The sequence below is a fragment of the Rathayibacter sp. KR2-224 genome, from assembly GCF_049446075.1.
Lineage (GTDB): Bacteria > Actinomycetota > Actinomycetes > Actinomycetales > Microbacteriaceae > Humibacter.
This window is the reverse complement of the sequence record NZ_JBMSEB010000001.1, coordinates 1,004,747-1,027,315: the sequence shown is the minus strand read 5'-3', so window position 1 is coordinate 1,027,315 and position 22,569 is coordinate 1,004,747. Positions and strand designations below refer to the sequence as shown.

Here is a 22,569-nt window from a genome sequence, read left to right as displayed (position 1 = left end):
TGAGTAGCGCGCGGCGAAGCGGCACGCGTATCGAAACCACGACCCCGCCCGCCGTCATAACGTGGACCCATGGCTGACATCGAATACCGCACCCTCGGACACTCCGGCCTCGTCGTCTCCACCGTGGGCCTCGGCTGCAACAACTTCGGCCGGGCGGGCACGCGAACCCAGACGCAGGAGGGCACGGATGCGGTGATCCACGCCGCAATCGACGCCGGCATCACGCTGTTCGACACCGCGGACGTCTACGGCGGCGAGCCAGGGCTGAGCGAGCGGCTCATGGGCAACACGCTCAAGGTGCGGCGCGACCGGGTGGTGCTGGCGACCAAGTTCGGCATGGACATGCGCGGCACGAACGGCCCGGATTGGGGCGCGCGCGGATCCCGCCGCTACGTTCGCCGCGCGGTCGAGTCCTCGCTCACCCGCCTGCAGACGGACTGGATCGACCTCTATCAGTTGCACGCACCCGACGCGTCGACCCCCATCGAGGAGACGCTCGACGTGCTCGACGACCTCATTGGTGAGGGCAAGGTGCGCTACATCGGACACTCGAACCTCGCCGGGTGGCAGATCGCGGACGCGGAGTATCAGGCCGTGCTGCACGGGCATCCGAAGTTCGTCTCCGCCCAGAACGAGTACAACCTCGTGCACCGTGCCGCCGAGCATGAGGTGCTCCCTGCGGTGCGCCACTATGGCCTCGGGTTCCTGCCCTACTTCCCGCTCTACAACGGCCTCTTCACCGGCAAGTTCTCGCGCTCAGGCGGTCCCGACGACAGCCGCATCATGCGTCAGCGCAAGCACATCCTCGACGAGGCGCCCTGGGACGCGATGGATGCCTACCAGCAGTTCTGCGACGAGCGCGGCATCACGATGCTGCAGGCCACATTCGGTTGGCTGCTGGCGCAGCCGGGACTGACGAGCGTGATCGCGGGAGCGACGTCGCCGGAGCAGGTGAGCGCGAACACCGAGGCCGGTGCGTCCTGGCATCCGAGTGCCGAAGAAGCTGAACGGATCTCCGCGATGTTCACCGTCTGACCCCTCGGGCCGCGCTGCGGAGCAGGCTGCTCCTCACCTGTACTAGCTGTACTATGATCAGTAGTACAGTTCGAGGCGGGAGGGCGCCATGCAGCTCGAGATCGATCCGGTCTCCGAGGTCCCTCTGTATCAGCAGCTTCGAGATCGCATCGTGGAGGGCATAGCGGCCGGGAAACTGGAACCGGGCGCTCCGCTCGCCTCTGTGCGCCAGCTCGCGGTCCAGTTCGGAATCAACCCTGCGACCGTCGCCAAGGGGTACGACCTTCTGCGAGGCGAAGGGCTGCTCACCACTCACAGGAGCGCGGGATCCGTCGTCGCCCCTGACGCTCTGCACGGTTGGAACGAAGCGACCGAGAACGCGTGGCGATCGCGCATGCGCACCCTCGTCGCAGAGGCGATCGCTCACGGCGCCACAGCCGGGCGCATCACCGAGCTCGTCGATGACGCAATCGCCGGCTTCCAGTCTCAGAACCCCCGGCTCGGAGGCCTGTCGTGACCGCGTTCGTCGTGATCTTCAACGTCGCCATCACCGCCGTGATCGCGGCGATCCTGCTGGCGATGCCCTCGATCGTGCGGCCGACGCTTCCGCTCGGCGTGAGCGTGCCGACGGAGCGGAGCAACGACCCGGTCGTGCGAGCTTCGGTGCGGCTCTATCGGTGGAGCATTGCTGCGGCATGGGTCGTGTGCGCTGTCCTCGGGATTGCGGGCGCATCTTCTTTCCCGGCCGTTGCGGCCGTCGCCATGCCATTGTGCTTCGTAGGCCTGTCGTTCGCCGCGTACGTCGTTGTCAGGCGTCGCATCGTCAAGGCCAAACGTGAGGGCGGATGGTACGTGGGCAAGCCCACTCGCCTCGTGGCCGACGCATCGCCGCGCGAGACGGGGCATCCACCTATCGGGTGGCTTCTGGCGTCGCTCGCCGTCGTCTGCGCAACGGTGGCGCTCGGTGTCGCCGTCTACCCCTCGCTGCCCGCCGTGATTGCCACGCACTGGACCGCTGCAGGCCGCGTCGACGCTACCGCTCAGAAGAGCGTGTGGTCGGTGTTCGGCCTTCCGCTCCTGGGCGGGGTCATCTCCGTCGGCCTGTACGCGATCTCATGGGCGACGCGGTTCAGCCCGGCGCGCACCGCCGCCTCGGACACCCCTGAGCAGGCCGCCGCCCGCGCGAACGCTCAGCGCCACCTCGCGACGACCGGTCTCGGCATCCTGTCCTTGGCGCTCGCGCTGGGCTTCGGGGTCACCTCCGCTGCATCGTGGCTGGCGCCCTCGACGCCGCCCGTCATGCTCGCTGCGCTCGGAGTGACGCTGCTGCTCACCATCGTCGCCGTTCTTGCGATCGTCGTCGCTTACGTCAGGAACATCGGGCGGGCGAACGGGCGGAAGCAGCCCTCCGGGTCGGCGAGGGTCGGCTCGCCTGCCGGGGTCGAGGCGCCCGACGACGACCGCTACTGGAAGCTCGGAGCGATCTACGTGAACAGCGACGATCCGGCGACGTTCGTGCCCAAGCGCTTCGGAGTGGGCTGGACGGTCAACCTCGGGAGCGCGGGAGGCATCGCATTCGCTGTAATCACAGTGCTCGTGGTGGCCGGATCGATCGTCGCCGCCGTCATCGGGGGAGCGAGCCGGTGACCGAGCGCGTGCAGGCATCCGGCACACCGTTCCCCGTGCGGGTGCCGTGGCTCGCCGTCGGAACGTTCGTCGTGATCGCGTTCGGTCTCGCCTGGCTGATCACGCTGCCGCTCTGGGTCAGCGGGTCGGGTCTCGCGACGCCCGGCGCGATCCTGCTCATCGTCGGCATGATGTACACCCCTGCGGCGGCAGCGCTTGTCGTGTCGTTCTTCGTGCAGCGACCACGACCCCGCCCGCTCGCCGAATACCTTGGTCTGTGGCCGCTACGGCCGGTCAGGCGTGTGATCGGCATGACCTTGATCGGGCTGTTCGGCAGCATCCTCATCGTCATGATCGGCGTGTTCGTCTCCGCCGCGCTCGGTCTCGTACACCTCGACCTCGTGCACTTCTCCGGCTTCCAGCACACGCTCGAGGCCGCAGCCAACGGGCGACCGATCCCCATTCCGATCGGCCTGCTCGTGCTGATCGAGATCGTGGTCGTTCCGTTCGGCGCGATCGTCAACGCGTTCGCCACGATCGGCGAAGAGCTCGGCTGGCGCGGCTGGCTGCTGCCGAGCCTGCGCCCGCTCGGCACCTGGCCGGCGCTCATCATCACGGGCGTCGTGTGGGGGCTCTGGCACGCGCCGATCATCCTTCTCGGGTACGACTTCGATCAGCCGAACGTGTTCGGCCTGCTGGCAATGGTGGGCGGATGCCTGTTCCTCGGCATCCTCATCGGCTGGCTGCGGCTGCGCAGCGGCTCAGTCTGGCCCGCGGTCTTCGCACACGGCGCCTTCAACGCGGCATCCGGGTTCCTCGTGCTGCTCGCCTCGGCAGGCAGCAAGCCCGATCCAGTGCTCGTCGGCCCCCTCGGTGTCGTTCCGTGGGCCGTCATTGCGGCGGTCGCCGTCGTGCTAGCGCTCACCGGCCAGTTCCGCAGGCAACCCCGCCTTGCGCGGCGGAAGGTCGACCCTGCGTGGGCTCCGCCCGTGGCAGCACCCGGGGAGTAGCCGCCGCCCGCAAGCTTCCGCGAACGCGGGGCGCGGTTATGCTGCTGGGCGGCCCGGATGCGGGTGGAGCCGCCGGTATCGCTTCGCCAGCAGTGCGACAGCTATTCCGCCGGCGACGATCGAGACCGATGACCCGAGCAGCACGGCGAGCACGCCCTCATCGCGCACCTCATGCGACCCCGCGAAGGCGAGCTCGTTCATCAGCAGCGAGACCGTGAAGCCGATGCCGCCGAGCGCGGCGACGACGAGGGAGTCGACGAACCCGGTGGATTGGCGTTTCGAGCGCTGCCCGACCTTCCCGCCCAGCCAGCCACCGAATGTGATCCCGATGAACTTGCCGACCGGAAGGGCCACGACGATTCCCCAGAACGCCGGCGACAGCTCGGAGATGGGCACGGCCGGGATCGCCACGAGGGCCGCCGAGAAGGCGAACACGGGCAGCACGAGCCCGTTCGACCACGGCTCGAGCGCGTGGGCGGTTCTCCTGGCAGGATCCCTCGACATCACGAGCCCGAGCGCCACCCCGGCGATCGTGGCGTGAACGCCAGACGCGTGCACGAGCATCCAGGTGAGGATGCCCACAAGCGCCATGAGCACGCCGATGGGAGCCCGCAGGCGGCCGCGAAGCATCCTGCTCAGCAGTCCGAAGGCCGCGACGCAGAGTACGGCAAGTGCGAGGTCGACGAGGTTCGGATCCGACGTGAAGAACACGGCGATGATCAGGATTGCAATCAGGTCGTCGAGCACGGCGAGCGCGAGCAGGAAGACACGGAGCCGGCGGGGGAGTCCCCTGCCGAAGACCGCGAGAACGCCCAAGGCGAAGGCGATGTCGGTCGCCGTCGGCACGGGCCAGCCGGACTCGAGCCCCCTGCCCAACGTGAAGGCCAGGTAGACGACCGCGGGCACGATGACGCCGAAGATCGCGGCGACCGCAGGATGCAGCGCCTTCTGCCACGAGCTCAGCTCGCCGACGGTGAGCTCGTGGCGCAGCTCGATGGCCACGATGAAGAAGAAGACTGCGAGCAGGCCGTCACTGATCCAGGCTCCCGTGCTCAGGTCGAGGTGGAGAGAGGCCGCACCGAACCGGGCGGCCTTCACGTCCTGAAGCACGGGGCCGAAAGCCGTGTTGGCGAGCACCAGCCCCAGCACGGCCGCCCCGAGCAGGATGGCTGCCGAGGCCCGCTCGGATCGGATGAGACTCATGCGACGTCCGCGCCTACTGCTGCGCCGTCGGTGTGATCAGGCAGAACACGTGCCCGTCCGGGTCGCGAAGCACGGACTGCCGCTCGCCCCACGGCTCGTCGCCGGGGCCGCGTACGATCTGCGCGCCCGCCGCCGCGACCGCCTCGGTGGAGGAGTCGACATCGTCGACGGCGAACGTCGCGGCCACACCGAACTCCGACGGCGTCGGTGTGCGCTTGTGCAGCATCACCTCGACGTCACCCGCCTTCAGGCGGGCGATCTCGTCGTTCGACCAGAGCGGTTCCAGCCCGAGCGCGTCGCGATACACCCCCAGCGACCGATCCAGATCCGACACCGACACGATGATCCGTCGCACGCTGGTCACCAGCCCAGCCTACGGGAGAGCGGCAGCCGGGTCGGGTGCGGCCGGGAATCTCAGGCCCGTCAGGCGAGACCGGCTATGCCGATAACCCGCTGCCAACCAATCGGTTGCAACCGTTCGGTTGGTAGGCTCTGCCCATGGCATGGGACACCGAGCGCACGAGACGACTGCTCATCGAGGCCGCGGCCGTGGAGTTCAGCGAGCACGGTCTCGCCGGCGCTCGCGTCGACACGATCGCCACGCGGGCGGGTGTCAACAAGGAGCGCATCTATCAGTACTTCGGCTCCAAGCAGAAGCTGTTCGGCGCCGTGCTGGAGACCGAGCTCCTGACGGCGATGGACGCGGTCGTGATGGAGGGGCGGGGGGTCGAGGCCGTGAGCTCGTACGCCGCACGCCTCTTCGACTACCAGTGCGGCCGCCCGCACCTGGCAAGGCTCCTCTTCTGGGAGGGTCTCGAGTTGAAAGCTCCAGCGGCAGGCCAGGAACGCGGCGCCAGATACGACACCAAGCTGGCGGCGCTGTCCGAGGCGCTTCCCGACCTCAGCTCGGACGACACAAGGGACCTGTTCGTCAGCATCGTCACGATCGTGGATTCGTGGGTGGTGCTCGGAAACATCGAGCGGCTCGTCACGCACACCGACGAGATCAGTGAGGAGCGGGTCGGGCAGCGTCGTGAGGCCGTGCGGCGCTCGGTGGCCGCCATTGCATCGGCCCAGGTGCGGGGCGAGTACACGCGCTCGCGACTCGATGAGTTCGCGGATGCCATGGCATCCGTGCTCGACAAGTGCGTGTGGTCGCAGACCATGACGCACGAGACGCTGGTGCCCTACCTCATCGAGGAGACGTACGAGCTGGTCGACGCGATCGAGACGGGAACGACCGACGAGATCATCGAGGAACTCGGCGACGTGCTGTGGCAGGTGGCGTTCCACTCCGAGATCGCATCGCGTACCGCGGAGGGTTCGGGCGACCAGGGGCCCTTCGACATCCAGGATGTCGCTGATCGCGTGACGCAGAAGATGGTGCGCAGGCATCCTCACGTGTTCGGCGACGAGGTGGCGGAGACGCCCGAAGAGGTGCTGCGGCTGTGGAACGCCGCGAAGGCCGCGGAGAAGTCTACGCGGCGCAGCGTGCTCGAGGGCATACCGCAGGGGATGCCTGCGCTCGCCCTTGCCGACAAGGTCATCGGGCGTGCCCAGCGACTCGGTGTGTCACCGAGCGAGCCAGAAGGCCTGCCCTCCTTCGACGATGAGGCAGAACTCGGCGAGCTCTTGCTCGGCGTCGTCTCGGCCGCCCGCACATCTGGCCTGGATGCCGAGCGGGCGCTGCGCAGCGCCATCAGAGGGCTGCAAGACGACGCCAGAGCCGCTGAGCAACAAGTGTCGGCCCGCTGAGCGGGAGTGCGGCTCCGTCTCGAGTCAGGACAGCGCGGTGGCGCCCGTCGTCGGCTCGATCTCGACGGCCTGCTCCTCCGTGCGCCTGGCGGGCATGAGCAGCACGGCGACGAACAGAACCGCGGCGACGACGGCGATCGCGAGGAACACGAGGTGCACGGCTCCGGAGAGCTGAGGCCCATGAGGAGTGCCGTCTGCGCCGACGACCGTGTTCGCATTGACGACCGCGCCGAAGACGGCGACGCCGACCGCCGAGCCGATCGACCTCGCGAACATGTTCGTGCCCGTCACGACCCCGCGTTCCTGCCACTGCACCGAGGTCTGCGCGGCGATGAGCGTCGGCACGGCCGTCAGGCCCATGCCCGCCCCCACGACGAAGCAGAACACGCCGACGAGCCAGATGTTGCTACCGGTGCCGAGCGTGAGCAGCAGCAGGGTTCCCACGACGACCACGCTCGAGCCGATGACCGCGGTCCACCTGAATCCGATGCGCAGGTAGAACCGGCCGGCGATCGACGCGGTCAACGGCCAGCCGAGCGTGAGGGCGGCAAGGGCGAAGCCCGCGATGAGTGCGCTCACCCCAAGCACGTTCTGCGCATAGATGGGAACGTATGTCGACAGCCCGAGCACGATGGCGCCGATCAGCAGACCCGCAACGGTCGAGGTCCAGATCACCCGCCTGCCGAGCACACCAAGCGGCAGAATCGGATGCTTCGCCTTGAGCTCCACGAACACGAACGCGACGAGCGCAGCGGCTCCGACCGCGAAGATGGTGATCGAGGTCGCCGAGTTCCACGGCCATGCGGTGCCGCCCTCGAGCAGTCCGAGGATGACGAGTGCGGTGCCTGCCGTCAGCAGCGCGGCACCCGCGTAGTCGATACGAGGGCGGGTGCGCTCGCCGCGGCGCTTCTCGGTGAACTTGCGCCAGAGCATCCCGGCGGCGATCAGCGACAACGGGATGTTGATGAAGAAGATCCACCGCCAGCTCACGTAGTCGCTGAACACGCCTCCGAGCGTCGGGCCGACGACCGAGGAGATCCCCCACACGCTGGCGAGGTACCCCTGCGTCTTGGCGCGCTCCTGAAGGGTGTAGATGTCGCTCGCGATCGTCATGCTCATGGGGAGCACAGCGCCGGCGCCCAGACCCTGCACGACGCGTGAGGCGATCAGCACAGGCATGGACCAGGCGGCGCCGCAGAGGATCGATCCGACGAGGAACAGCGCGATACCGATCATCATGAGCTGCTTGCGCCCGAAGAAGTCGGCGAGACGACCGTAGATGGGCACGGAGACCGCCTGCGCGAGAACGTAGATCGAGAACAACCACGGCAGTTGCTCGAAGTGGCCGAGGTCTTTCGCGATCGACGTGGACGCGGTTGCGATGATCGTGGAGTCCAGCGCAACGAGCGACGTGGCGAGCATGAGCGACAACAGGATGGGACCGCGCTCGGAACGAAGGCCGACACCGTCGCGGAGATTCGTGTTCTCTGACATCGTTCACGTGCAATCCGGATGCCGTCTCCGTTATTCCCGGGAGACGGCGATTCCTGCCGGTTTCGTTCAGTCACGAACGCGCAAGCGCACCGCCCCCCACAGTGTCGACTGGGGACCGCACCCGTCGCCTCGGAACCCTCGGTCCTTGCGGCCCTGGAACAATGGATGCCATGGCCCAACCCGTGAACCCGCCCCGTGGCATGCGCGACTTCCTCCCGGCCGACAAGGCACGACGGGAGCACGCGCTCGGCGTCATCCGTTCCAGCTACACGGCGCAGGGCTTCGACGAGATCGAGACGCCGGTCATGGAGGGCGCCTCGCGCCTGCACTCCGGGCTCGGCGGCGACAACGAGAAGCTCGCGTTCGGCATCCTCCGTCGCGGAATGACGGCGGAAGCCGTGGCAGAACTGGCCGCGAAGGGCGACCTCGAGGCCCTCACCGACCTGGGTTTGCGATTCGACCTCACCGTGCCGCTCGCGCGGTTCTACGCAAGCCACCGCGCCGCGCTGCCGAGCGTGTTCAAGTCCATCCAGATCGCACCCGTCTGGCGTGCGGAGCGGCCGCAGAAGGGCCGATACCGGCAGTTCGTGCAGTGCGACATCGACATCATCGGCGAGCAGGGGGTGATGGCAGAGATCGAGCTGATCACGGCGACCATCGCCACACTCGACGCTCTGGGACTCGCCGGATGCGCCATCCGCATCAACCACCGCGCCATCCTGCGCGGCCTCATCGCATCCTGGGGTGTCGCAGAGCCCGACTACGAGCGCGCCATGATCACCATCGACAAGGAGGACAAGATCGGCGTCGAGGGCGTGGTCGCCGAACTCGTCGATCTCGGCCTCGTCGAGCAGTCGGCATCCGATGCGGTCTCCGAGAGTCTCTCCGGGTTCCCCGACGACGGCTGGAACCTCGACAGGGGAGTGGTGCCGCCGCCCGCCTGGCTCGACACGGATGCCTACGCGCGCCTGCACGAGATCCGCGACGCCGTGGCCGTGGTCGCGCCGGGTACCCCGCTCGTGTTCTCGCACAACCTCGTGCGCGGCATGGGCTATTACACGGGCGCGATCTTCGAGATCCAGCACCCCGAGTTCGGCTACTCCCTGGGCGGCGGGGGACGCTACGACGGCATGATCGGGCGCTTTCTGGGCACCGACGTGCCGGCCGTCGGCTTCTCACTCGGCTTCGAGCGCATCGTCGACCTGGTCGAGGTGCCAGACGAGCGCGTCGAGGAAGGGATAGTGCTCGTCTACGACCGCGACGTCGAACCGGCCACGCTGTTCCGCCTGAAGTCTGAACTGATCGCCTCGGGCGCACGCGTGCGCGTGGAACGTCGGGTGAAGAACCTCAAGCCGCTGCTCGAGCGCCTGGCGGATGCCGGCTACGGCCGGTTCGCATCGGTCATGTCCGACACGTCCGAGGTCTCGTCGCTGCAGTTCCGCGACCTCGCCTGAGCGCTCAACCGCGCAGGCGGCCGAGCGTATCCCTCACGCGTTCGAACTTGGTTCTGTCGACGCCCACACCGTTGTCGCGGAGGGCGAGAACGGCAGCACCGACTGCTCCGTCCGCAACGGAGCGCACCTCGGTGACCCCTGCGAGCCCTTCGACGGGCAGGCCGAGCGCGCCGAGCACGCCCCCGCCGCACACCACCGGTCCGCGAACGGCTGACGTGTCGATCGCGGCGAGCGTCGTGTGCAGCGCTGCGCGGGCATCCGCGATGATCCCCGTTGCCACCTCGTCGCCCCCTGCGGCGAACACGAGCGGCGCGAACCGGGCGAGATCGATGGGGCGCATGCCGTACACGGCATCGAGCAGGAGTCGCAGCGCCTCAGGCCGGCCGTCGTAACCCGGCTCGGTCGAGGCTTTCTCCCGAATGTTCAGCTCGCTCAGGAGCAGCGGCGTCAGCGCCGTTGCGGGGCCCCTCCTGTCCAAGTGGGCGGCGACCGCACGCGTGATGCTGCGGCCGATCCAGAATCCCGAGCCGTCGTCGCCGAGCAACCAGCCGAGCCCGTCGGCCGAGAGCTCCTGGCGTCCGTTCCGCACCCGGATGGCCGCGGCACCCGTACCCGCGACGATGGCGTAGCCGTCGGTCTCCCAGGCTCCCGAGCAGAACGTGGCGTGCAGATCCGATTCGAGCACCACGCGTCCGATCACGCCGATGCCCGCGAGCGCCCTGGTGATCCAGTCGGTGGAGGTGTAGGTGCGCGAACCCGCCATGGCGAGCACGCTCAGGTCCGCGATGCCGTCGACACCCGCGTGATCGAGCGCGGCGCGGACCGCGGCGACCACCTCGCGCGCGGCGTGTTCGGTTCCCGACGAGATCGGATTGCCGGATCCGGCGGTGGCGTATCCGAGGCATTCGCCCCTGCTGGTGAGCACCACGGCGCGCGTCGAGGTGCCGCCTGCGTCAACGGCGAGCAGATTTCCCATTGGTTGCGTTTCGATTTCACATCTTGATAAGCGGAGCGGATGTCTTGATAATACTTTTCAGCCAGCCCCGACGAAGTGAGATGGATTTTCACGTGACTGCTGCACCCGAAACAACCAGCGCCAAGAGCGCTGTTCCGGCCGCCGGCGGTCCGGGCGTCAGCATGCGGATCCAGTCTCGCCTCCCCCAGATGTCGCAGGCAATGGCGAAGATCGCTTCGCTGCTGCTGGAGTCGCCGGATGCCCCGCTGCGTCTTTCGATCACCGAGCTCGCCGAATCCGCGGGTACCTCGCCCGCGACGGTGACGCGCTTCTGCCGCACCATCGGCTTCTCGGGTTACGTGCCGCTGCGGGTCGCGGTTGCTTCGGATGTCGGCCGTGAGCGTGCGCGTGAGACCTGGAGCGAAGACATCGGCCGCGCGTTCGAGCCCGACGACTCACCGACGCAGGTCATGAGCACGCTGCTCACCGCCCACACCCGGTCGTTGCACGAGACGGCCGAGCTGATCGACCTCGGCCGGCTCGAGCGCATCGCCTCGCGTATCGCCACCAGTCGCCACGTCGACCTGTACGGCATCGGCGGCAGCGCCATCATGGCCGAGGAGATGCAGTCGAGGCTCTACCGCATCGGCATCAACGCCCACTGTTGGCCGGAGGTGCATTCCGGCCTCACGAGCGCGGCCCTGCAGGACGAGCATTCGGTGGCGATCGGCATCTCGAACACCGGCCTCACCGAAGAGACCATCCAGATGCTCGAGTGCGCGAAGTCCACTGGCGCACTCACCATCGCGGTGACCAACTCGCCGGACTCCCCGTTGGCTCAGGTGGCGCACGAGCACATCGTCACGCTTGCGCACGAGCAGTTCCTGCAGCCAGACGACCTGTCGGCCAAGCACTCGCAGCTCTTCGTACTCGATCTGCTGTACCTGCTCGTCGCTCAGCGCAACTTCGGCCGCACGACGACGACGCTCGCCGCGTCGGCGCTGGCTGTCTCGCCGCACCGCCGTTCGGTGCGAACGCGCCGCGTCGTGCGCGACGTCGAGAAGTCGCCGGCGCGGGCATCCGGACCCTCCGATGGGCAAGCCGACGCCAAGCAACACGACACGAACGAAAACGACAAGGAGCACGCATGACCCGCCTCTTCGACGACTTCCGCCGCGAAGCCGAAACGCGCATCGACGCGTTGACGGCCGAGGCGGACGCCGGCACCCTCGACGCCGCCATCGACCTCCTGGTCGAGTCGGTCGCCGCAGGCGGCGTGCTCCAGGCGTTCGGGACCGGTCACTCGGAGGCGTTCGCCATGGAGATCGCGGGCAGGGCAGGAGGGCTCATCCCGACCAACCGCATCGCGCTGCGCAACGTCGTGCTGCACGGATCACGCGGCGTGGACATCCTCACCGGCAGCAGCCTCGAGCGCGACCCTTCGGTGGTCGACGAACTCTTCGAGCTGTCGCCGGTGGGGGAGCACGACGTCTTCCTCATCGCGTCGAACTCGGGAGTGAACGGCTCCATCGTCGGCATGGCGCTGAAGGCGAAGGAGACGGGGCACAAGGTGATCGCGGTCACGAGCCTGCAGCACACCGACGCGGTCGAGCCGAAGCATCCGAGCGGGCTGAAGCTGCGCGACATCGCCGACGTCGTGATCGACAACAAGGCGCCGTACGGGGATGCCACGCTCCAGCTCGGTGACGGCGTTGGCGTTGGCGCGATCTCGTCGATCACCGCCGCGTTCATCGCCCAGTTGCTGACCATCGCCGTTGCCGAACGCATCGCACAGTCCGGCACGACCCCGCCCATCTACATCTCGGCCAACATCCCGGGCGGAGACGAGCACAACCGGGCATTGGAGGACCTCTATCGAGACCGCATAAGCCGCACCGCGTGACGGCCGGCGGCGGTCGAACCTGACGCACCACCTACACATTCGAGAAACACGGAAAGGCAAGACTCTTACCATGACCACAGAACACAGAGGACTGGACCGGCGCACGTTCCTGCGCGGCGCTTTCGCCGCCGCCGTCGCCGTGCCGATCACTGTCTCGCTCGCGTCTTGTTCGAGCGGCGGCGGCACAGGTGGAGGCGGCACGAAGTCGGCCTCGAACCCGTTCGGTATCAAGGACAGCTCGAACATCGAGGCCGTGATCTTCAACGGCGGCTACGGCTACGACTACGTCACCTTCGCGGCGAACCTCGTCGACAAGAAGTGGAAGACCAAGTCGAAGGTCACGCCGCAGACGAACATCGCGCAGTCGCTGCAGCCGCGCTTCGTCGGCGGCAACCCGCCCGACCTCATCGACAACTCGGGTGCGAACCAGATCGGCTTCAACACCATTCTGAAGAGCCTCGAGACCCTCGACGACGTGTTCGAGGCGAACAACTACGAGGGCAAGAAGATCACCGACACGCTCTACCCGGGTGTGAAGACCCCTGGCACCTTCAGCAACAAGTTCGTCGCGATGAACTACGTGATGACGGTGTACGCGATCTGGTACTCGGCCTCGCTGTTCGAAGAGAACGGCTGGACCCCGCCGAAGACCTGGGACGAGGCGCTCGACCTAGGCGCCAAGGCCAAGGCCAAGGGCAAGTACCTGTTCGTGTGGGGCAAGGAGGCTGCGACCTACTACCTCACGATGGCACTCGACTCCGCCATCAAGGAGGGCGGCCTCGATGTCATGAAAGCGGTCAACAACCTGGAGAAGAACGCCTGGTCGCAGAAGCCGATCCAGGATGTCTTCTCCGCGCTTGAGAAGATCGTTGCGGCCGGATACTTCGTGCCTGGTGGCGCCGGAACCCAGTTCACGGCGGCACAGGCGAAGTGGAGCAATGACCAGCAGGCCATTCTCTACCCGTCCGGCGGCTGGATCGAGAACGAGATGAAGAAGGCCACAGCGACCAACTTCAAGATGACCGGGGCTCCCGAGCCCACCGTCACCAACAGCCCGAAGCTGCCATACGCAGCTCTGCGGGCTGCTGCGGGTGAGCCGTACATCGTGCCCTCTCAGGGCAAGAACGTGGCGGGCGGCAAGGAGATCCTGCGCGCCATGCTCTCCAAGGATGCTGCGACGAACTTCTCGAAGACCCGCCTGGCTCCGACGATCGTCAAGGGCCTCGTGCCCTCCGACGGGTTCGGGTCGACGGCTCTCGTGTCGCAGACGAAGATGCTCGACGCCGCAGGCACGAACATCTTCGACTGGGAGTTCGCCAGCCTCTACGGCCTCAACACCGACCAGCTCGTGATCTGGAACTCGTTCCTGTCCGGGCAGGCCACGGCCGCACAGCTGACGCAGCAGATGCAGGCGATCTCGGACAAGGCCGCGGCATCCAAGTGACCGTTCCAAACAGCACTACGACGACCAGGGGGCGGCTCGCACCGCCGCCCCCCGGGCGTCGCCGCACGGGCAGGTGGACGTTCGACCGGATCAGCTTCATGGCGGTGTTCCTGATCCTGCCGCTCGCGATCTTCCTGATCTTCGTCATCTTCCCGTTCGTCCAGGCGCTCTACTACTCGCTCACCGACTGGGGCGGCTTCTCGCCGACGATGAACTTCATCGGGTTCAAGAACTTCGTGAACCTGGCGCAAGACGACACGTTCGTGCACGCGGTTCTGAACTGCATCCTGCTCGGTGTGATCGTTCCGCTGGTGACGATCGTCGTGGCCCTCATCCTCGCGAGCGTCGTCACGGTCGCGGGTCCGAGCAAGGGCCAGATCCGCGGTGTCAAGGGCTCGGGCTTCTACCGCACGGTGTCGTTCTTCCCGTACTGCATCCCGGCCATCGTGATCGGTCTCATCTGGGCCGAGGTCTACGACCCGAGCTCGGGCCTGCTGAACGGATTCCTCACCGCGATCGGACTGCAGCAGTTCACGAACTTCGCGTGGCTGGGCCAGGTGGCCACCGCCATGCCGGCGTCGATGTTCGTCATCATCTGGGGCTTCATCGGGTTCTACACGGTGCTGTTCGTCGCGTCGATCAAGAGCATCCCTGCCGAGATCTACGAGGCGGTCCGCCTCGACGGCGCCGGACGGTTCCGCACGGCGATCTCGATCACGATCCCGTCCATCCGCGACAACATCCAGACCGCCTACATCTATCTGGGCATCGCGGCTCTCGACTCGTTCGTCTACATGTCGGCACTGTTCCCGAACGCCGGCGGACCTGCCAACAGCACTCTGGTGATCAGCCAGGACCTGTTCAACACGGCGTTCCGCAAGGGACAGTTCGGCTACGCGACCGCCATGGGCGTCGTTCTGGCGGCGATCACGTTGCTGTTCGCGGCGATCGTCTTCGCCGTGAACCGGCTCAGCAAGGGCCGGCAAGAGAAGGGAAGATCATGACGACCACGGCGCCGACCGTCACGAGCGGCACGGCCGGGTTGAGGCCCGCGCGGAACAAGCAGAAGCTGGGCGGAGGCGACATCGCCGTCGGGGCCGCGTCGCACGTTCTGCTGGTCGCGTGGTCGCTGATCGTCGGCATTCCGCTGCTCTGGGTCTTCATGTCGTCGTTCAAGACGACGAAGCAGATCCTGCAGAGTCCGTTCAGTCTTCCGGCGAAGCTCGATTTCACGAACTACGTGAACGCCTGGAACGGATCGGGCATCGGCAACTACTTCGTGAACACGCTCATCGTCGTGGGGTGCGCGCTGGTCATCGTGATGATCCTCGGAGCCATGTGCGCCTACGTGCTTGCACGGTTCAAGTTCTTCGGAGCGCGCGCCATCTACTACCTGATGCTGGCCGGCCTCACGTTCCCGCCGTTCCTCGCGATCGTGCCGTTGTTCAAGATCCTGCAGGGGATCGGGCTGCTCAACACGCTGCCGGGCTTGATCCTGACCTACGTGGCGTTCGCGCTGCCGTTCACCGTGTTCTTCCTGTACTCGTTCTTCCAGGGGCTGCCCGACGAGATCTACGAGGCGGCGCAGGTGGACGGCGCGAGCGAATGGCGCACGTTCTTCCAGGTCATGCTGCCCATGGCCACGCCTGGCATGGCGGCCGTCGCGATCTTCAACTTCCTCGGGCTGTGGAACCAGTTCCTGCTGCCCGTGGCACTGAACTCCGACCAGAGCAACTACGTGCTGACGCAGGGCATGGCGCAGTTCGCGTCGCAGGCCGGCTACTCCGTGGACTTCGGCGCACTGTACGCCGCGGTCGTGATCACGGTCATCCCCGTCCTGGTCATCTATGTCTTCTTCCAGCGGCAGCTGCAGGGGTCGGTGGCGCAGGGCACCATGAAGTAGGGGTGCGCCCGGCGCCACCGCGGCTGGAGCACGCGACGGCGACGTCGATTACCGTGGTCGCATGCCGTTGCCGCCCCTCGTTCCGCCTGGGCCCGAACTATCGCCCGCCGAGGCTCTGCGCGTCTCGCGTCAGAGCCGTCTGCCCGAGGTCGGCGGCCTTGGCCAGCGACGGCTCGCCAACGCAAAGGTGTGCGTGGTCGGGGCGGGTGGCCTCGGCTCGCCGGCCATCCTGTACCTCGCGGCCGCCGGCGTGGGAACCATCGGCATCGTCGACGACGATGTCGTCGAACCGACGAACCTGCAGCGTCAGGTGGCGCATGGCACGGCGGCGCTGGGGCGCTCGAAGGCCTGGAGCGCCGCGGAACGGGCACGAGAACTGAATCCGGCCGTGGACGTGCGCAGTCACGAGCTGCGTCTGGACGCTGGCAATGCCCGCGACGTGCTCTCCGGTTACGACCTCGTGCTCGACGGCTCCGACACGTTCGACACGCGCGCGGTCATCGACGGTGCCTGCGCGAGCCTTGGCATCCCCGTGGTCTGGGCAGCAGTGCTCGGTTTCCATGCTCAGGTGACCGTGTTCTGGGCAGACCCGCCCCTGGGCGCAGGCGTACGCCAATCGGATGTCTTCGGGAGCCCGGGCGACGACGGCGCGAGTTGCGAGACGGCCGGCGTCTTCGGGCCATTGTGCGGGCAGGTCGGCTCGATCATGGCGGGTGAGGCGGTCAAGCTCATCACGGGCATAGGCGAACCGCTGCTCGGTCGCCTGCTCGACATCGACGCCCGCACCTGGCGGCAGCGCGAGGTGCGACTCAGACCTGTGCCCGCGCAGAGTGCTCCCGTCGGGCCGGCAACGGAGACGGCGGCGGGTCGGGCGCGCGTTCCGCGGGTGACGGCCGATGTTCTGCGCGCCATGCTCTCCGAGCCTGCACCGCCAGTGGTCCTGGATGTGCGCGAGCCGTACGAGCACGCCTCAGGCACCATTCCCGGCGCACTTCGCGTGCCCCTCGCCGATGTGCTGAGCGGGGAGCGCCGCGGCATCCCCGACGGCCGCCCGATCGTCGTGTACTGCCTGCGGCACGCGCGAGCCGAGGCCGCCGCACAGGCGCTTGTCGCAGACGGCTATCCGGTGAGCGTTCTGGATGGCGGCATGCACGCCTGGGCGACCGCATGATCACGGTCGAGCAGCACCTCGCGCACGTGCTTAAGGATGCCCGCCCGCTGACCCATGAGCGCGTGCCGGTCGGGCAGGCGCTCGGCCGGGTGCTTGCGGCCGACGTGGTCGCGACGGCACCGTCGCCGCCTTTCGACAACTCGGCCATGGACGGGTACGCGCTGCGCAGCGCCGACGCCGCGAATGCCACGGCGACAGCACCCGTCGCACTGCGGGTTGTCGGCGAGGTCTCGGCGGGCAGCAGTGTCGATCCGCGGATACCGGTCGGCGCGGCTGTGCGCATCATGACGGGCGCGGCGCTCCCCACCGACGCCGACACGGTCGTGCCGATCGAACGCACCGTGGAACACGACTGGGGAGCCGATCCGGTTCGGCTCGACGAGCAGGCCGCAGTGGGCGCGAACATCCGTCGTGCCGGAGAGGATCTCGAGGTCAGCGGCGTCGTGGCGACCGCGGGAAGGCGCCTTACCGCCTTCGATATCGCCGGCATCGCGGCATCCGGTGCGGCTGACGTCAGGGTGACACGACGTCCCCTGGTTGCCGTCGTCACAACGGGGGACGAGCTCGTGGAGGCGGGCGGAGAACTGAGGCGCGGCGCCGTGTACGACTCGAACGGGCCGCTTGTCGTTGGGCTCCTGACCGAGGCGGGATGCACCGTCGTGCATCGCTCGCGGGTAGGCGACGCATCAGGCGAACTCGAATCGGTTCTTCACGACGTGCTGCGATCTCCCGTCGATGTCGTGCTGCTGACCGGTGGAGTGGGACCGGGCGCTCACGACCCGGTGGGACGCCTCGACCTTCGACGGGTGAACGTGGCCATGCAGCCGGGCAAGCCACAGGCCTTCGGGCGCCTCGATGGTGTGCCGGTGTTCGGACTGCCCGGCAACCCGGTCAGCGTGGCCGTGTCGTTCCACGTCTTCGTGCTGCCTCTGCTGCGTGCCCTCCAGGGGTTGCGACCGGAAGCCGCCGTCGAGCAGGCCGTAGCCGAGGTGGGGTGGCGAACGCCGCCGGCGAGGCGGCAGTACCTTCCTGTCGCGACGCAGCGCTCCGGCGGTGCGTTGCTGGTGCGGCCCGCCAACGACCGCGGCAGCGCGTCCCACCTCATCGGGCGCCTCGGGGCTGCCGACGGTTTCGGGATCGTGCCGGCAGAAGTGGCCGAGGTTCGCGCAGGCGACCGGATCGCCGTCATGCTGTTCGAATGAACGAATTCAGCCACCTCGACGCAAGCGGCCACGTGCACATGGTCGACGTCACCGAGAAGGTCCCCACCGTGCGAAGCGCAACGGCACGCGGCTTCGTGCGCTGCGCCGCGCACGTGGTGGCCGCCTTGCGAGACGGGACCGTGCCCAAGGGCGACGTTCTCGCGATGGCGAGGATCGCCGGCATCGCCGCGGCCAAGCGCACGCCCGCGCTGCTCCCGCTGGCGCACGTGATCGGCGTGCACGGGGCATCCGTCGACGTGCTCATCGTGGACGACGGGGTCGAGCTCGAGGCAACCGTGCGAACGGCGGACCGAACGGGCGTCGAGATGGAGGCGCTGACCGCCGTCTCGGTCGCGGCACTGGCCGTCATCGACATGGTCAAGGGCACCGATCGGTCGGTGACCATCGAGCGGGTCATGCTGGTCGCGAAGTCGGGCGGCAGGTCAGGAAGCTGGCAGCGCGACGAGCAGCGATGAGTACTCAGGCGCTCAGGACCGGCCGGCCCATCGACGAACTGGCGGCAGTCGTGCTCGCTGGCGGGCGGGCATCCCGACTCGGCGGAATCGACAAGCCGGCGCTCGTCGTCGACGGCACGAGCCTTCTGGACCACGCCATCGCGGCCAGTCATCGAGCGGGCGCTCGCGCGGTCGTCGTCGTGGGGCCTCACGAGACGGCGCACCGTGCAGCTGGGACGGATGCCCTAACGCCCGACGTGCGCTTCACGCGTGAGAAACCCCCGTTCGGCGGTCCCCTCGCCGCGCTCGCCGCGGGCCTCGAACTCGTCGATGCGGCCCTCGTGCTCGTTCTTGCCGCAGACCTGCCGTTCGCCGAGAGAGTCGGTGAACTGTTGCATGCCCGGGTCGGAATGCTTGCGGACGCACGTGACGAGCCCGTCGACGGAGTCGTGCTCGTCGACGGAGATGGGCGAGATCAGTGGCTTGCGGGCGTCTACCGGACCAGCGCTTTGCGCGCAGCCATCCAGAGCATGGGCAGACCCGTGGAGGCAGCGCCGCTCCGTGTGCCGCTCGGCACCCTGCGCCTGATCCGAATCGACGGCTCCGATGCGGTCTTCGACATCGACACCTGGGCTGACGCCGAGCTCGTGCGTGCCACAGTTGACGGAGCGGCCACAACCGGCCGCCGAACCGAGCGCGACGAACAGGAGCGACCATGAGCGACACCACCCCGGCCGACCTCGAGAGCTGGGTCGCAGAGCTGGCGGACGCGGTCGGCGTGCCCGCCTCGGACGTTCCCGTCGCAGACGTGCTCGATCTCGCCCGCGACGTCGCCCATGCGACCGCGCGGGCGGCCGCACCGGTCAGCGCGTTCGTCGTCGGCCTCGCCGTGGGGCGGGGCCTGGAGCCCGACGAGGCATGGCGCCGCGTGGCACGACTGCTCGCTCAGAGGTCTTCGTGATGGCGACCGTGCGATTCTTCGCGGCGGCCGCCGATGCGGCGGGAATCGACGAGACCACGGTCGACGCGGTACGGCTCGGCGACCTCACCTCGGCGTTGGTAGAGCGTTTCGGCCCAGAGTTGCAACGCGTACTTGCGAAGTCGAGCTACCTCATCGACGGGGAACGCACGACGGATGCCTCGCACGGGCTGGCCCCCGACGCCCTGGTCGACGTACTGCCGCCCTTCGCCGGCGGGTGATCGCTCCTCGAGGTCGGAGCTCCGTCGGCTAGAACCGAAGTGGCGCCGTCGAGCGCCGGCGCGTTGCCGTCGAGCTCAGAGCCCGACCCAGCTCGAGCCGCCGTCGTGTTCCCACTGCCGCTTCCAGATCGGCAGTTCCGCCTTGATCGCCTCGACCACCTCTCGGCAGACGGCGAACGCCTCCGCTCGATGTGCAGCGGCAACCGTCACGACGAGGGCGTCGTCGCCGACCTCCAGATTGCCGATGCGGTGGGTGGCGGCGACCCGGATCTCGTCCGTTCCGCCCGTGCGATCCGACTGATCGGCGACCGACTCGACGACCCGGTCGAGCAGGGCGGCAAGGACCGTTTCGGCGTCCGGGTGCGCCGAGTACTCGAGGGCGACCACCTCGCTCTCGGCATCCGGATCGTGGTCGCGCACCTGTCCGACGAAAATCGCCAGTGCACCGCAGCGACTGCTGCGCACGGCCGTGATGTGCTTGCCGAGGTCGATGTTCTCCCGGGTGATGTTGGCGGCGACGATCATGGTGCCTCCCGCGTCGGGTGATCTCCGCCGTCGAGCTGTGCCATGGCGTGCGAGAGCAGCGGAACGAGCAGGGCCATCCCGTCTCTGACGCCGCCGGTGGAACCGGGCAGGTTCACCACGAGCACGCCGCCGTGCGGACCTCTCGCCACGCCCGCGGTGCCCCTGGAGAGCAGCGCGCCTGGCGACGGGTTCCTGCGCAGCGCCTCGGCGATGCCGGGCAGCTCGCGTTCCAGCAGCGGCCTGGTGCCTTCCGGAGTGCGATCGCGCGGCCCGATACCGGTACCGCCGCTGGTCACGACGAGGCGGGCGCCCGAGGCGACGGCCGCGGCAATGGCCTCCGTGACCTCGTCCGCTCCGTCGGGAATGACGGTGGAGTCCACGTGGCAGCCGGCCGACAGTAGCGCGCTGACAGCGAGTGGCCCTGACAGGTCTTCGCGCGCGCCGGCGGCGGCGCGATCGCTCACGGTGATGACTCTGGCCACGATGCTCGGAGCTGCCGCCGCTGCCGCCATGCGTTCCATTTCCACGTCGTCAGGCTAACGGCCTTCACTCCTCGCCGAGCGTGCCGGTGCATTGGCTGCACGCTCCTCACGGTCACGCCTCAGTCACGTGAGCCCTTCGTTACGACGCAGATACCGCGGGCGACGATCGCGGAAACGCGCACGCCCTACCGTCGACCGCATCGTCAGTGCAGGAGGACCTTTCATGACTTCCACCCAGACCGGCACCCCCATAGAAGCCGATCACGACCTGAGCACGTCAGTAGCGTCGGCGCCGCCGTCAGCCACGGAGACCACCAGCGCCCTCACGTACGGTCCGGGCAGATGGATCGATGGCTGGAACCCAGAAGACCAGGCGCAATGGGCTGCTGAGGGCAAAGCAATAGCGGCCCGCAACCTGAGATGGTCGATCTTCGCCGAATTCCTCGGCTTCGTCGTCTGGCAGCTGTGGAGCGTCGTGGTCGTCGCGCTGCCGGCCGCCGGGTTCCATTTCACCGATGGTCAGGTGTTCTGGCTCATCTCCATACCCAGCTTGGTCGGGGCGACGCTCCGCATTCCGTACACGTTCATGGTGCCGAGGTTCGGCGGACGCAACTGGACCATCGTGTCCGCAGGGCTTCTGCTCATCCCCACGACGGCGCTGGCGATCGCTGTGTCGAATCCGGCCACTCCATTCCCGGTCATGCTGTTGATTGCAGCCCTCGCCGGCTTCGGCGGTGGCAACTTCGCCAGTTCCATGGCCAACATCTCGTTCTTCTATCCGCACAGTAAGAAGGGATGGGCGCTCGGCCTGAACGCTGCGGGCGGCAACCTCGGGGCATCCGTGGCGCAGTTCCTGGTCCCCATCCTCATCACCGTGACCGCCGCGACAGCGGTCAACCTGCCGATCGCGGGTTGGTTCTGGATTCCGCTCATCGTCATCGCGATGGTCGGCGCCGCCTGGCGCATGAACAACCTGTCTGGGGCCAAGAGCGACGTCGCGGCATCCTTGGCGGCACTGAAGGAGCCGCACATGTGGGTTCTCGCCGTGCTCTACATCGGCACCTTCGGGTCGTTCATCGGCTTCTCCGGTGTCTTCCCCAAGCTCATCGCCGACCAGTTCCCGCAGTTCTCCGCGTTGCACGTGGGCACGGCGGTCGTGTCGCTCGCATTCATGGGCGCACTCGTCGGCTCCCTCTCACGTCCGTTGGGCGGCCGCCTGGCCGACCGAATGGGCGGCACCGTGGTCGCCTGCGCCTCGTTCCTGGTGATGGGACTCGTGACGGTCGCCGTCATCGTGACGCTCCCGAGCAAGAGCTTCGTGCTGTTCTTCGTGTTCTTCATCGTGTTGTTCCTCGCCAGCGGCGTCGGCAACGGAGCGGTCTATCGCATGATCCCCAGCGTGTTCGCGACGCGGTCGGGTGCGCAGCCCGGCAGCGCCAGCACGATCGGAGCGCAGCGCACAGCGGCGGCCGCACTCGGCCTCATCTCGGCCGTCGGCGCATACGGCGGCTTCATCGTGCCGCAGATCCTCGGTGCGTCCAAGACCACGTTCGGCGACTACACGCACGGACTCTGGTGGTTCGTCGCGGCCTACGCCGCGTTCCTCGCCATCTGCGTGGGCGTCTACCTCATTCCCTCCCTGCGTCGAGGAGTGCGCGTCTGACAGACCTGACTGCGGCTGAGGCGCCCCGGCGACACCCGCCGAGGCGCCTCAGCCGTGTTCCGGAATGAGGGGGCAAGGCCGATCTCTGTCTAGACTGAGCGCGCGGACGC

At 67.7% G+C, this 22,569-nt stretch carries 24 protein-coding genes; 18 read left to right on the top strand and 6 right to left on the bottom strand.

Annotated elements, in window-relative coordinates:
- Positions 1–69: 69 nt before the first annotated feature.
- The 4 genes from ACO2Q7_RS04835 (at position 70) to ACO2Q7_RS04820 (ending at position 3,650) form a co-directional block, all read left to right on the top strand.
- Positions 70–1,035 carry an aldo/keto reductase gene (locus tag ACO2Q7_RS04835; protein ID WP_423354488.1) on the top strand — a complete coding sequence of 322 codons (966 nt, stop codon included), beginning with the start codon at positions 70–72 and terminating at the stop codon, positions 1,033–1,035.
- An 88-nt stretch (positions 1,036–1,123) separates the two neighbouring features.
- Entirely contained in the window at positions 1,124–1,531 is a 408-nt protein-coding gene (locus tag ACO2Q7_RS04830) for a GntR family transcriptional regulator (RefSeq protein ID WP_423354487.1), read from the top strand.
- The gene (locus ACO2Q7_RS04825; RefSeq protein ID WP_423354486.1) at positions 1,528–2,661 is read left to right on the top strand and encodes a DUF1648 domain-containing protein; all 1,134 of its coding nucleotides are present in this window, start codon (positions 1,528–1,530) and stop codon (positions 2,659–2,661) included. Before ACO2Q7_RS04830 ends, ACO2Q7_RS04825 begins: the two co-directional genes overlap by 4 nt.
- Positions 2,658–3,650 (top strand): lysostaphin resistance A-like protein, encoded by a 993-nt coding sequence (locus ACO2Q7_RS04820; RefSeq protein ID WP_423354485.1) that lies wholly within the window; start codon positions 2,658–2,660, stop codon positions 3,648–3,650. Before ACO2Q7_RS04825 ends, ACO2Q7_RS04820 begins: the two co-directional genes overlap by 4 nt.
- Positions 3,651–3,686: 36 nt before the next feature.
- Here ACO2Q7_RS04820 and nhaA read toward each other — a convergent pair whose 3' ends face one another.
- Positions 3,687–4,853 (bottom strand): Na+/H+ antiporter NhaA, encoded by a 1,167-nt coding sequence (gene nhaA, locus ACO2Q7_RS04815; RefSeq protein WP_423354484.1) that lies wholly within the window; start codon positions 4,851–4,853, stop codon positions 3,687–3,689.
- A gap of 13 nt (positions 4,854–4,866) precedes the next feature.
- A complete protein-coding gene (locus ACO2Q7_RS04810) occupies positions 4,867–5,217 on the bottom strand; it encodes a VOC family protein (RefSeq protein ID WP_423354483.1) in 351 nt (116 codons plus the stop codon).
- A gap of 134 nt (positions 5,218–5,351) precedes the next feature.
- On the opposite strand from ACO2Q7_RS04810, the gene ACO2Q7_RS04805 reads away from it, so the two are divergent.
- Positions 5,352–6,608 (top strand): MazG nucleotide pyrophosphohydrolase domain-containing protein, encoded by a 1,257-nt coding sequence (locus ACO2Q7_RS04805; RefSeq protein WP_423354482.1) that lies wholly within the window; start codon positions 5,352–5,354, stop codon positions 6,606–6,608.
- A gap of 24 nt (positions 6,609–6,632) precedes the next feature.
- Here ACO2Q7_RS04805 and ACO2Q7_RS04800 read toward each other — a convergent pair whose 3' ends face one another.
- The gene (locus ACO2Q7_RS04800; protein WP_423354481.1) at positions 6,633–8,102 is read right to left on the bottom strand and encodes an MDR family MFS transporter; all 1,470 of its coding nucleotides are present in this window, start codon (positions 8,100–8,102) and stop codon (positions 6,633–6,635) included.
- A gap of 170 nt (positions 8,103–8,272) precedes the next feature.
- On the opposite strand from ACO2Q7_RS04800, the gene ACO2Q7_RS04795 reads away from it, so the two are divergent.
- Positions 8,273–9,556, top strand: a complete 1,284-nt coding sequence (locus tag ACO2Q7_RS04795; protein ID WP_423354480.1) for a histidine--tRNA ligase — start codon at positions 8,273–8,275, stop codon at positions 9,554–9,556.
- Positions 9,557–9,560: 4 nt separating this feature from the next.
- Here ACO2Q7_RS04795 and ACO2Q7_RS04790 read toward each other — a convergent pair whose 3' ends face one another.
- The gene (locus ACO2Q7_RS04790; protein WP_423354479.1) at positions 9,561–10,532 is read right to left on the bottom strand and encodes an N-acetylglucosamine kinase; all 972 of its coding nucleotides are present in this window, start codon (positions 10,530–10,532) and stop codon (positions 9,561–9,563) included.
- An 80-nt stretch (positions 10,533–10,612) separates the two neighbouring features.
- Between ACO2Q7_RS04790 and ACO2Q7_RS04785 the strand changes: the two genes are divergently transcribed.
- The 11 genes from ACO2Q7_RS04785 (at position 10,613) to ACO2Q7_RS04735 (ending at position 19,789) form a co-directional block, all read left to right on the top strand.
- Complete coding sequence (locus ACO2Q7_RS04785; protein WP_423354478.1) at positions 10,613–11,662, top strand: MurR/RpiR family transcriptional regulator; 1,050 nt, start codon at positions 10,613–10,615, stop codon at positions 11,660–11,662.
- Positions 11,659–12,414, top strand: a complete 756-nt coding sequence (locus ACO2Q7_RS04780; protein ID WP_423354477.1) for a sugar isomerase domain-containing protein — start codon at positions 11,659–11,661, stop codon at positions 12,412–12,414. Before ACO2Q7_RS04785 ends, ACO2Q7_RS04780 begins: the two co-directional genes overlap by 4 nt.
- A 70-nt stretch (positions 12,415–12,484) precedes the next feature.
- Positions 12,485–13,858, top strand: coding sequence for an N-acetylglucosamine/diacetylchitobiose ABC transporter substrate-binding protein (gene ngcE / locus ACO2Q7_RS04775; RefSeq protein ID WP_423354476.1), 1,374 nt, complete (start codon positions 12,485–12,487; stop codon positions 13,856–13,858).
- 98 nt (positions 13,859–13,956) lie between these two features.
- On the top strand, positions 13,957–14,862 hold the full coding sequence (locus tag ACO2Q7_RS04770) for a carbohydrate ABC transporter permease (protein ID WP_423354475.1): 906 nt from the start codon (positions 13,957–13,959) through the stop codon (positions 14,860–14,862).
- Positions 14,859–15,761: a carbohydrate ABC transporter permease gene (locus ACO2Q7_RS04765; RefSeq protein WP_423354474.1), complete on the top strand. Its 903-nt coding sequence runs from the start codon at positions 14,859–14,861 to the stop codon at positions 15,759–15,761. Before ACO2Q7_RS04770 ends, ACO2Q7_RS04765 begins: the two co-directional genes overlap by 4 nt.
- A 61-nt stretch (positions 15,762–15,822) precedes the next feature.
- Positions 15,823–16,932: a ThiF family adenylyltransferase gene (locus tag ACO2Q7_RS04760; RefSeq protein WP_423354473.1), complete on the top strand. Its 1,110-nt coding sequence runs from the start codon at positions 15,823–15,825 to the stop codon at positions 16,930–16,932.
- Entirely contained in the window at positions 16,929–18,134 is a 1,206-nt protein-coding gene (gene glp / locus ACO2Q7_RS04755; RefSeq protein ID WP_423354472.1) for a gephyrin-like molybdotransferase Glp, read from the top strand. Before ACO2Q7_RS04760 ends, glp begins: the two co-directional genes overlap by 4 nt.
- Positions 18,131–18,610 carry a cyclic pyranopterin monophosphate synthase MoaC gene (gene moaC, locus ACO2Q7_RS04750; protein ID WP_423354471.1) on the top strand — a complete coding sequence of 160 codons (480 nt, stop codon included), beginning with the start codon at positions 18,131–18,133 and terminating at the stop codon, positions 18,608–18,610. The genes glp and moaC overlap by 4 nt, the downstream gene beginning before the upstream one ends.
- Positions 18,607–19,308: a molybdenum cofactor guanylyltransferase gene (mobA, locus tag ACO2Q7_RS04745; RefSeq protein WP_423354470.1), complete on the top strand. Its 702-nt coding sequence runs from the start codon at positions 18,607–18,609 to the stop codon at positions 19,306–19,308. The genes moaC and mobA overlap by 4 nt, the downstream gene beginning before the upstream one ends.
- Positions 19,305–19,550 carry a DUF6457 domain-containing protein gene (locus tag ACO2Q7_RS04740; protein ID WP_423354469.1) on the top strand — a complete coding sequence of 82 codons (246 nt, stop codon included), beginning with the start codon at positions 19,305–19,307 and terminating at the stop codon, positions 19,548–19,550. Before mobA ends, ACO2Q7_RS04740 begins: the two co-directional genes overlap by 4 nt.
- The gene (locus ACO2Q7_RS04735; protein WP_423354468.1) at positions 19,550–19,789 is read left to right on the top strand and encodes a MoaD/ThiS family protein; all 240 of its coding nucleotides are present in this window, start codon (positions 19,550–19,552) and stop codon (positions 19,787–19,789) included. The genes ACO2Q7_RS04740 and ACO2Q7_RS04735 overlap by 1 nt, the downstream gene beginning before the upstream one ends.
- Before the next feature lie 75 nt (positions 19,790–19,864).
- Here the strand turns inward: ACO2Q7_RS04735 and ACO2Q7_RS04730 are convergent, their stop codons facing one another.
- A complete protein-coding gene (locus ACO2Q7_RS04730) occupies positions 19,865–20,314 on the bottom strand; it encodes a molybdenum cofactor biosynthesis protein MoaE (RefSeq protein ID WP_423354467.1) in 450 nt (149 codons plus the stop codon).
- Positions 20,311–20,835, bottom strand: coding sequence for a MogA/MoaB family molybdenum cofactor biosynthesis protein (locus tag ACO2Q7_RS04725; RefSeq protein ID WP_423355963.1), 525 nt, complete (start codon positions 20,833–20,835; stop codon positions 20,311–20,313). Before ACO2Q7_RS04725 ends, ACO2Q7_RS04730 begins: the two co-directional genes overlap by 4 nt.
- Before the next feature lie 184 nt (positions 20,836–21,019).
- Between ACO2Q7_RS04725 and ACO2Q7_RS04720 the strand changes: the two genes are divergently transcribed.
- Positions 21,020–22,459, top strand: coding sequence for an MFS transporter (locus tag ACO2Q7_RS04720; RefSeq protein ID WP_423354466.1), 1,440 nt, complete (start codon positions 21,020–21,022; stop codon positions 22,457–22,459).
- Positions 22,460–22,569: the final 110 nt, after the last annotated feature.

What these genes read in the sequence shown, in the direction of transcription:
- ACO2Q7_RS04800 (WP_423354481.1), bottom strand. Translation starts at nt 8,102, where the DNA reads ATGTCAGAGAACACGAATCTCCGCGACGGTGTCGGCCTTCGTTCCGAG.
- moaC (WP_423354471.1), top strand. Translation starts at nt 18,131, where the DNA reads ATGAACGAATTCAGCCACCTCGACGCAAGCGGCCACGTGCACATGGTC.
- ACO2Q7_RS04790 (WP_423354479.1), bottom strand. Translation starts at nt 10,532, where the DNA reads ATGGGAAATCTGCTCGCCGTTGACGCAGGCGGCACCTCGACGCGCGCC.
- ACO2Q7_RS04720 (WP_423354466.1), top strand. Translation starts at nt 21,020, where the DNA reads ATGACTTCCACCCAGACCGGCACCCCCATAGAAGCCGATCACGACCTG.
- ACO2Q7_RS04770 (WP_423354475.1), top strand. Translation starts at nt 13,957, where the DNA reads ATGGCGGTGTTCCTGATCCTGCCGCTCGCGATCTTCCTGATCTTCGTC.
- ACO2Q7_RS04740 (WP_423354469.1), top strand. Translation starts at nt 19,305, where the DNA reads ATGAGCGACACCACCCCGGCCGACCTCGAGAGCTGGGTCGCAGAGCTG.
- ACO2Q7_RS04730 (WP_423354467.1), bottom strand. Translation starts at nt 20,314, where the DNA reads ATGATCGTCGCCGCCAACATCACCCGGGAGAACATCGACCTCGGCAAG.
- ACO2Q7_RS04765 (WP_423354474.1), top strand. Translation starts at nt 14,859, where the DNA reads ATGACGACCACGGCGCCGACCGTCACGAGCGGCACGGCCGGGTTGAGG.
- nhaA (WP_423354484.1), bottom strand. Translation starts at nt 4,853, where the DNA reads ATGAGTCTCATCCGATCCGAGCGGGCCTCGGCAGCCATCCTGCTCGGG.
- ACO2Q7_RS04795 (WP_423354480.1), top strand. Translation starts at nt 8,273, where the DNA reads ATGGCCCAACCCGTGAACCCGCCCCGTGGCATGCGCGACTTCCTCCCG.
- ACO2Q7_RS04805 (WP_423354482.1), top strand. Translation starts at nt 5,352, where the DNA reads ATGGCATGGGACACCGAGCGCACGAGACGACTGCTCATCGAGGCCGCG.
- ACO2Q7_RS04780 (WP_423354477.1), top strand. Translation starts at nt 11,659, where the DNA reads ATGACCCGCCTCTTCGACGACTTCCGCCGCGAAGCCGAAACGCGCATC.
- mobA (WP_423354470.1), top strand. Translation starts at nt 18,607, where the DNA reads ATGAGTACTCAGGCGCTCAGGACCGGCCGGCCCATCGACGAACTGGCG.
- ACO2Q7_RS04735 (WP_423354468.1), top strand. Translation starts at nt 19,550, where the DNA reads ATGGCGACCGTGCGATTCTTCGCGGCGGCCGCCGATGCGGCGGGAATC.
- ACO2Q7_RS04830 (WP_423354487.1), top strand. Translation starts at nt 1,124, where the DNA reads ATGCAGCTCGAGATCGATCCGGTCTCCGAGGTCCCTCTGTATCAGCAG.
- ACO2Q7_RS04785 (WP_423354478.1), top strand. Translation starts at nt 10,613, where the DNA reads ATGGATTTTCACGTGACTGCTGCACCCGAAACAACCAGCGCCAAGAGC.
- ngcE (WP_423354476.1), top strand. Translation starts at nt 12,485, where the DNA reads ATGACCACAGAACACAGAGGACTGGACCGGCGCACGTTCCTGCGCGGC.
- ACO2Q7_RS04725 (WP_423355963.1), bottom strand. Translation starts at nt 20,835, where the DNA reads ATGGAACGCATGGCGGCAGCGGCGGCAGCTCCGAGCATCGTGGCCAGA.
- glp (WP_423354472.1), top strand. Translation starts at nt 16,929, where the DNA reads ATGATCACGGTCGAGCAGCACCTCGCGCACGTGCTTAAGGATGCCCGC.
- ACO2Q7_RS04760 (WP_423354473.1), top strand. Translation starts at nt 15,823, where the DNA reads ATGCCGTTGCCGCCCCTCGTTCCGCCTGGGCCCGAACTATCGCCCGCC.
- ACO2Q7_RS04835 (WP_423354488.1), top strand. Translation starts at nt 70, where the DNA reads ATGGCTGACATCGAATACCGCACCCTCGGACACTCCGGCCTCGTCGTC.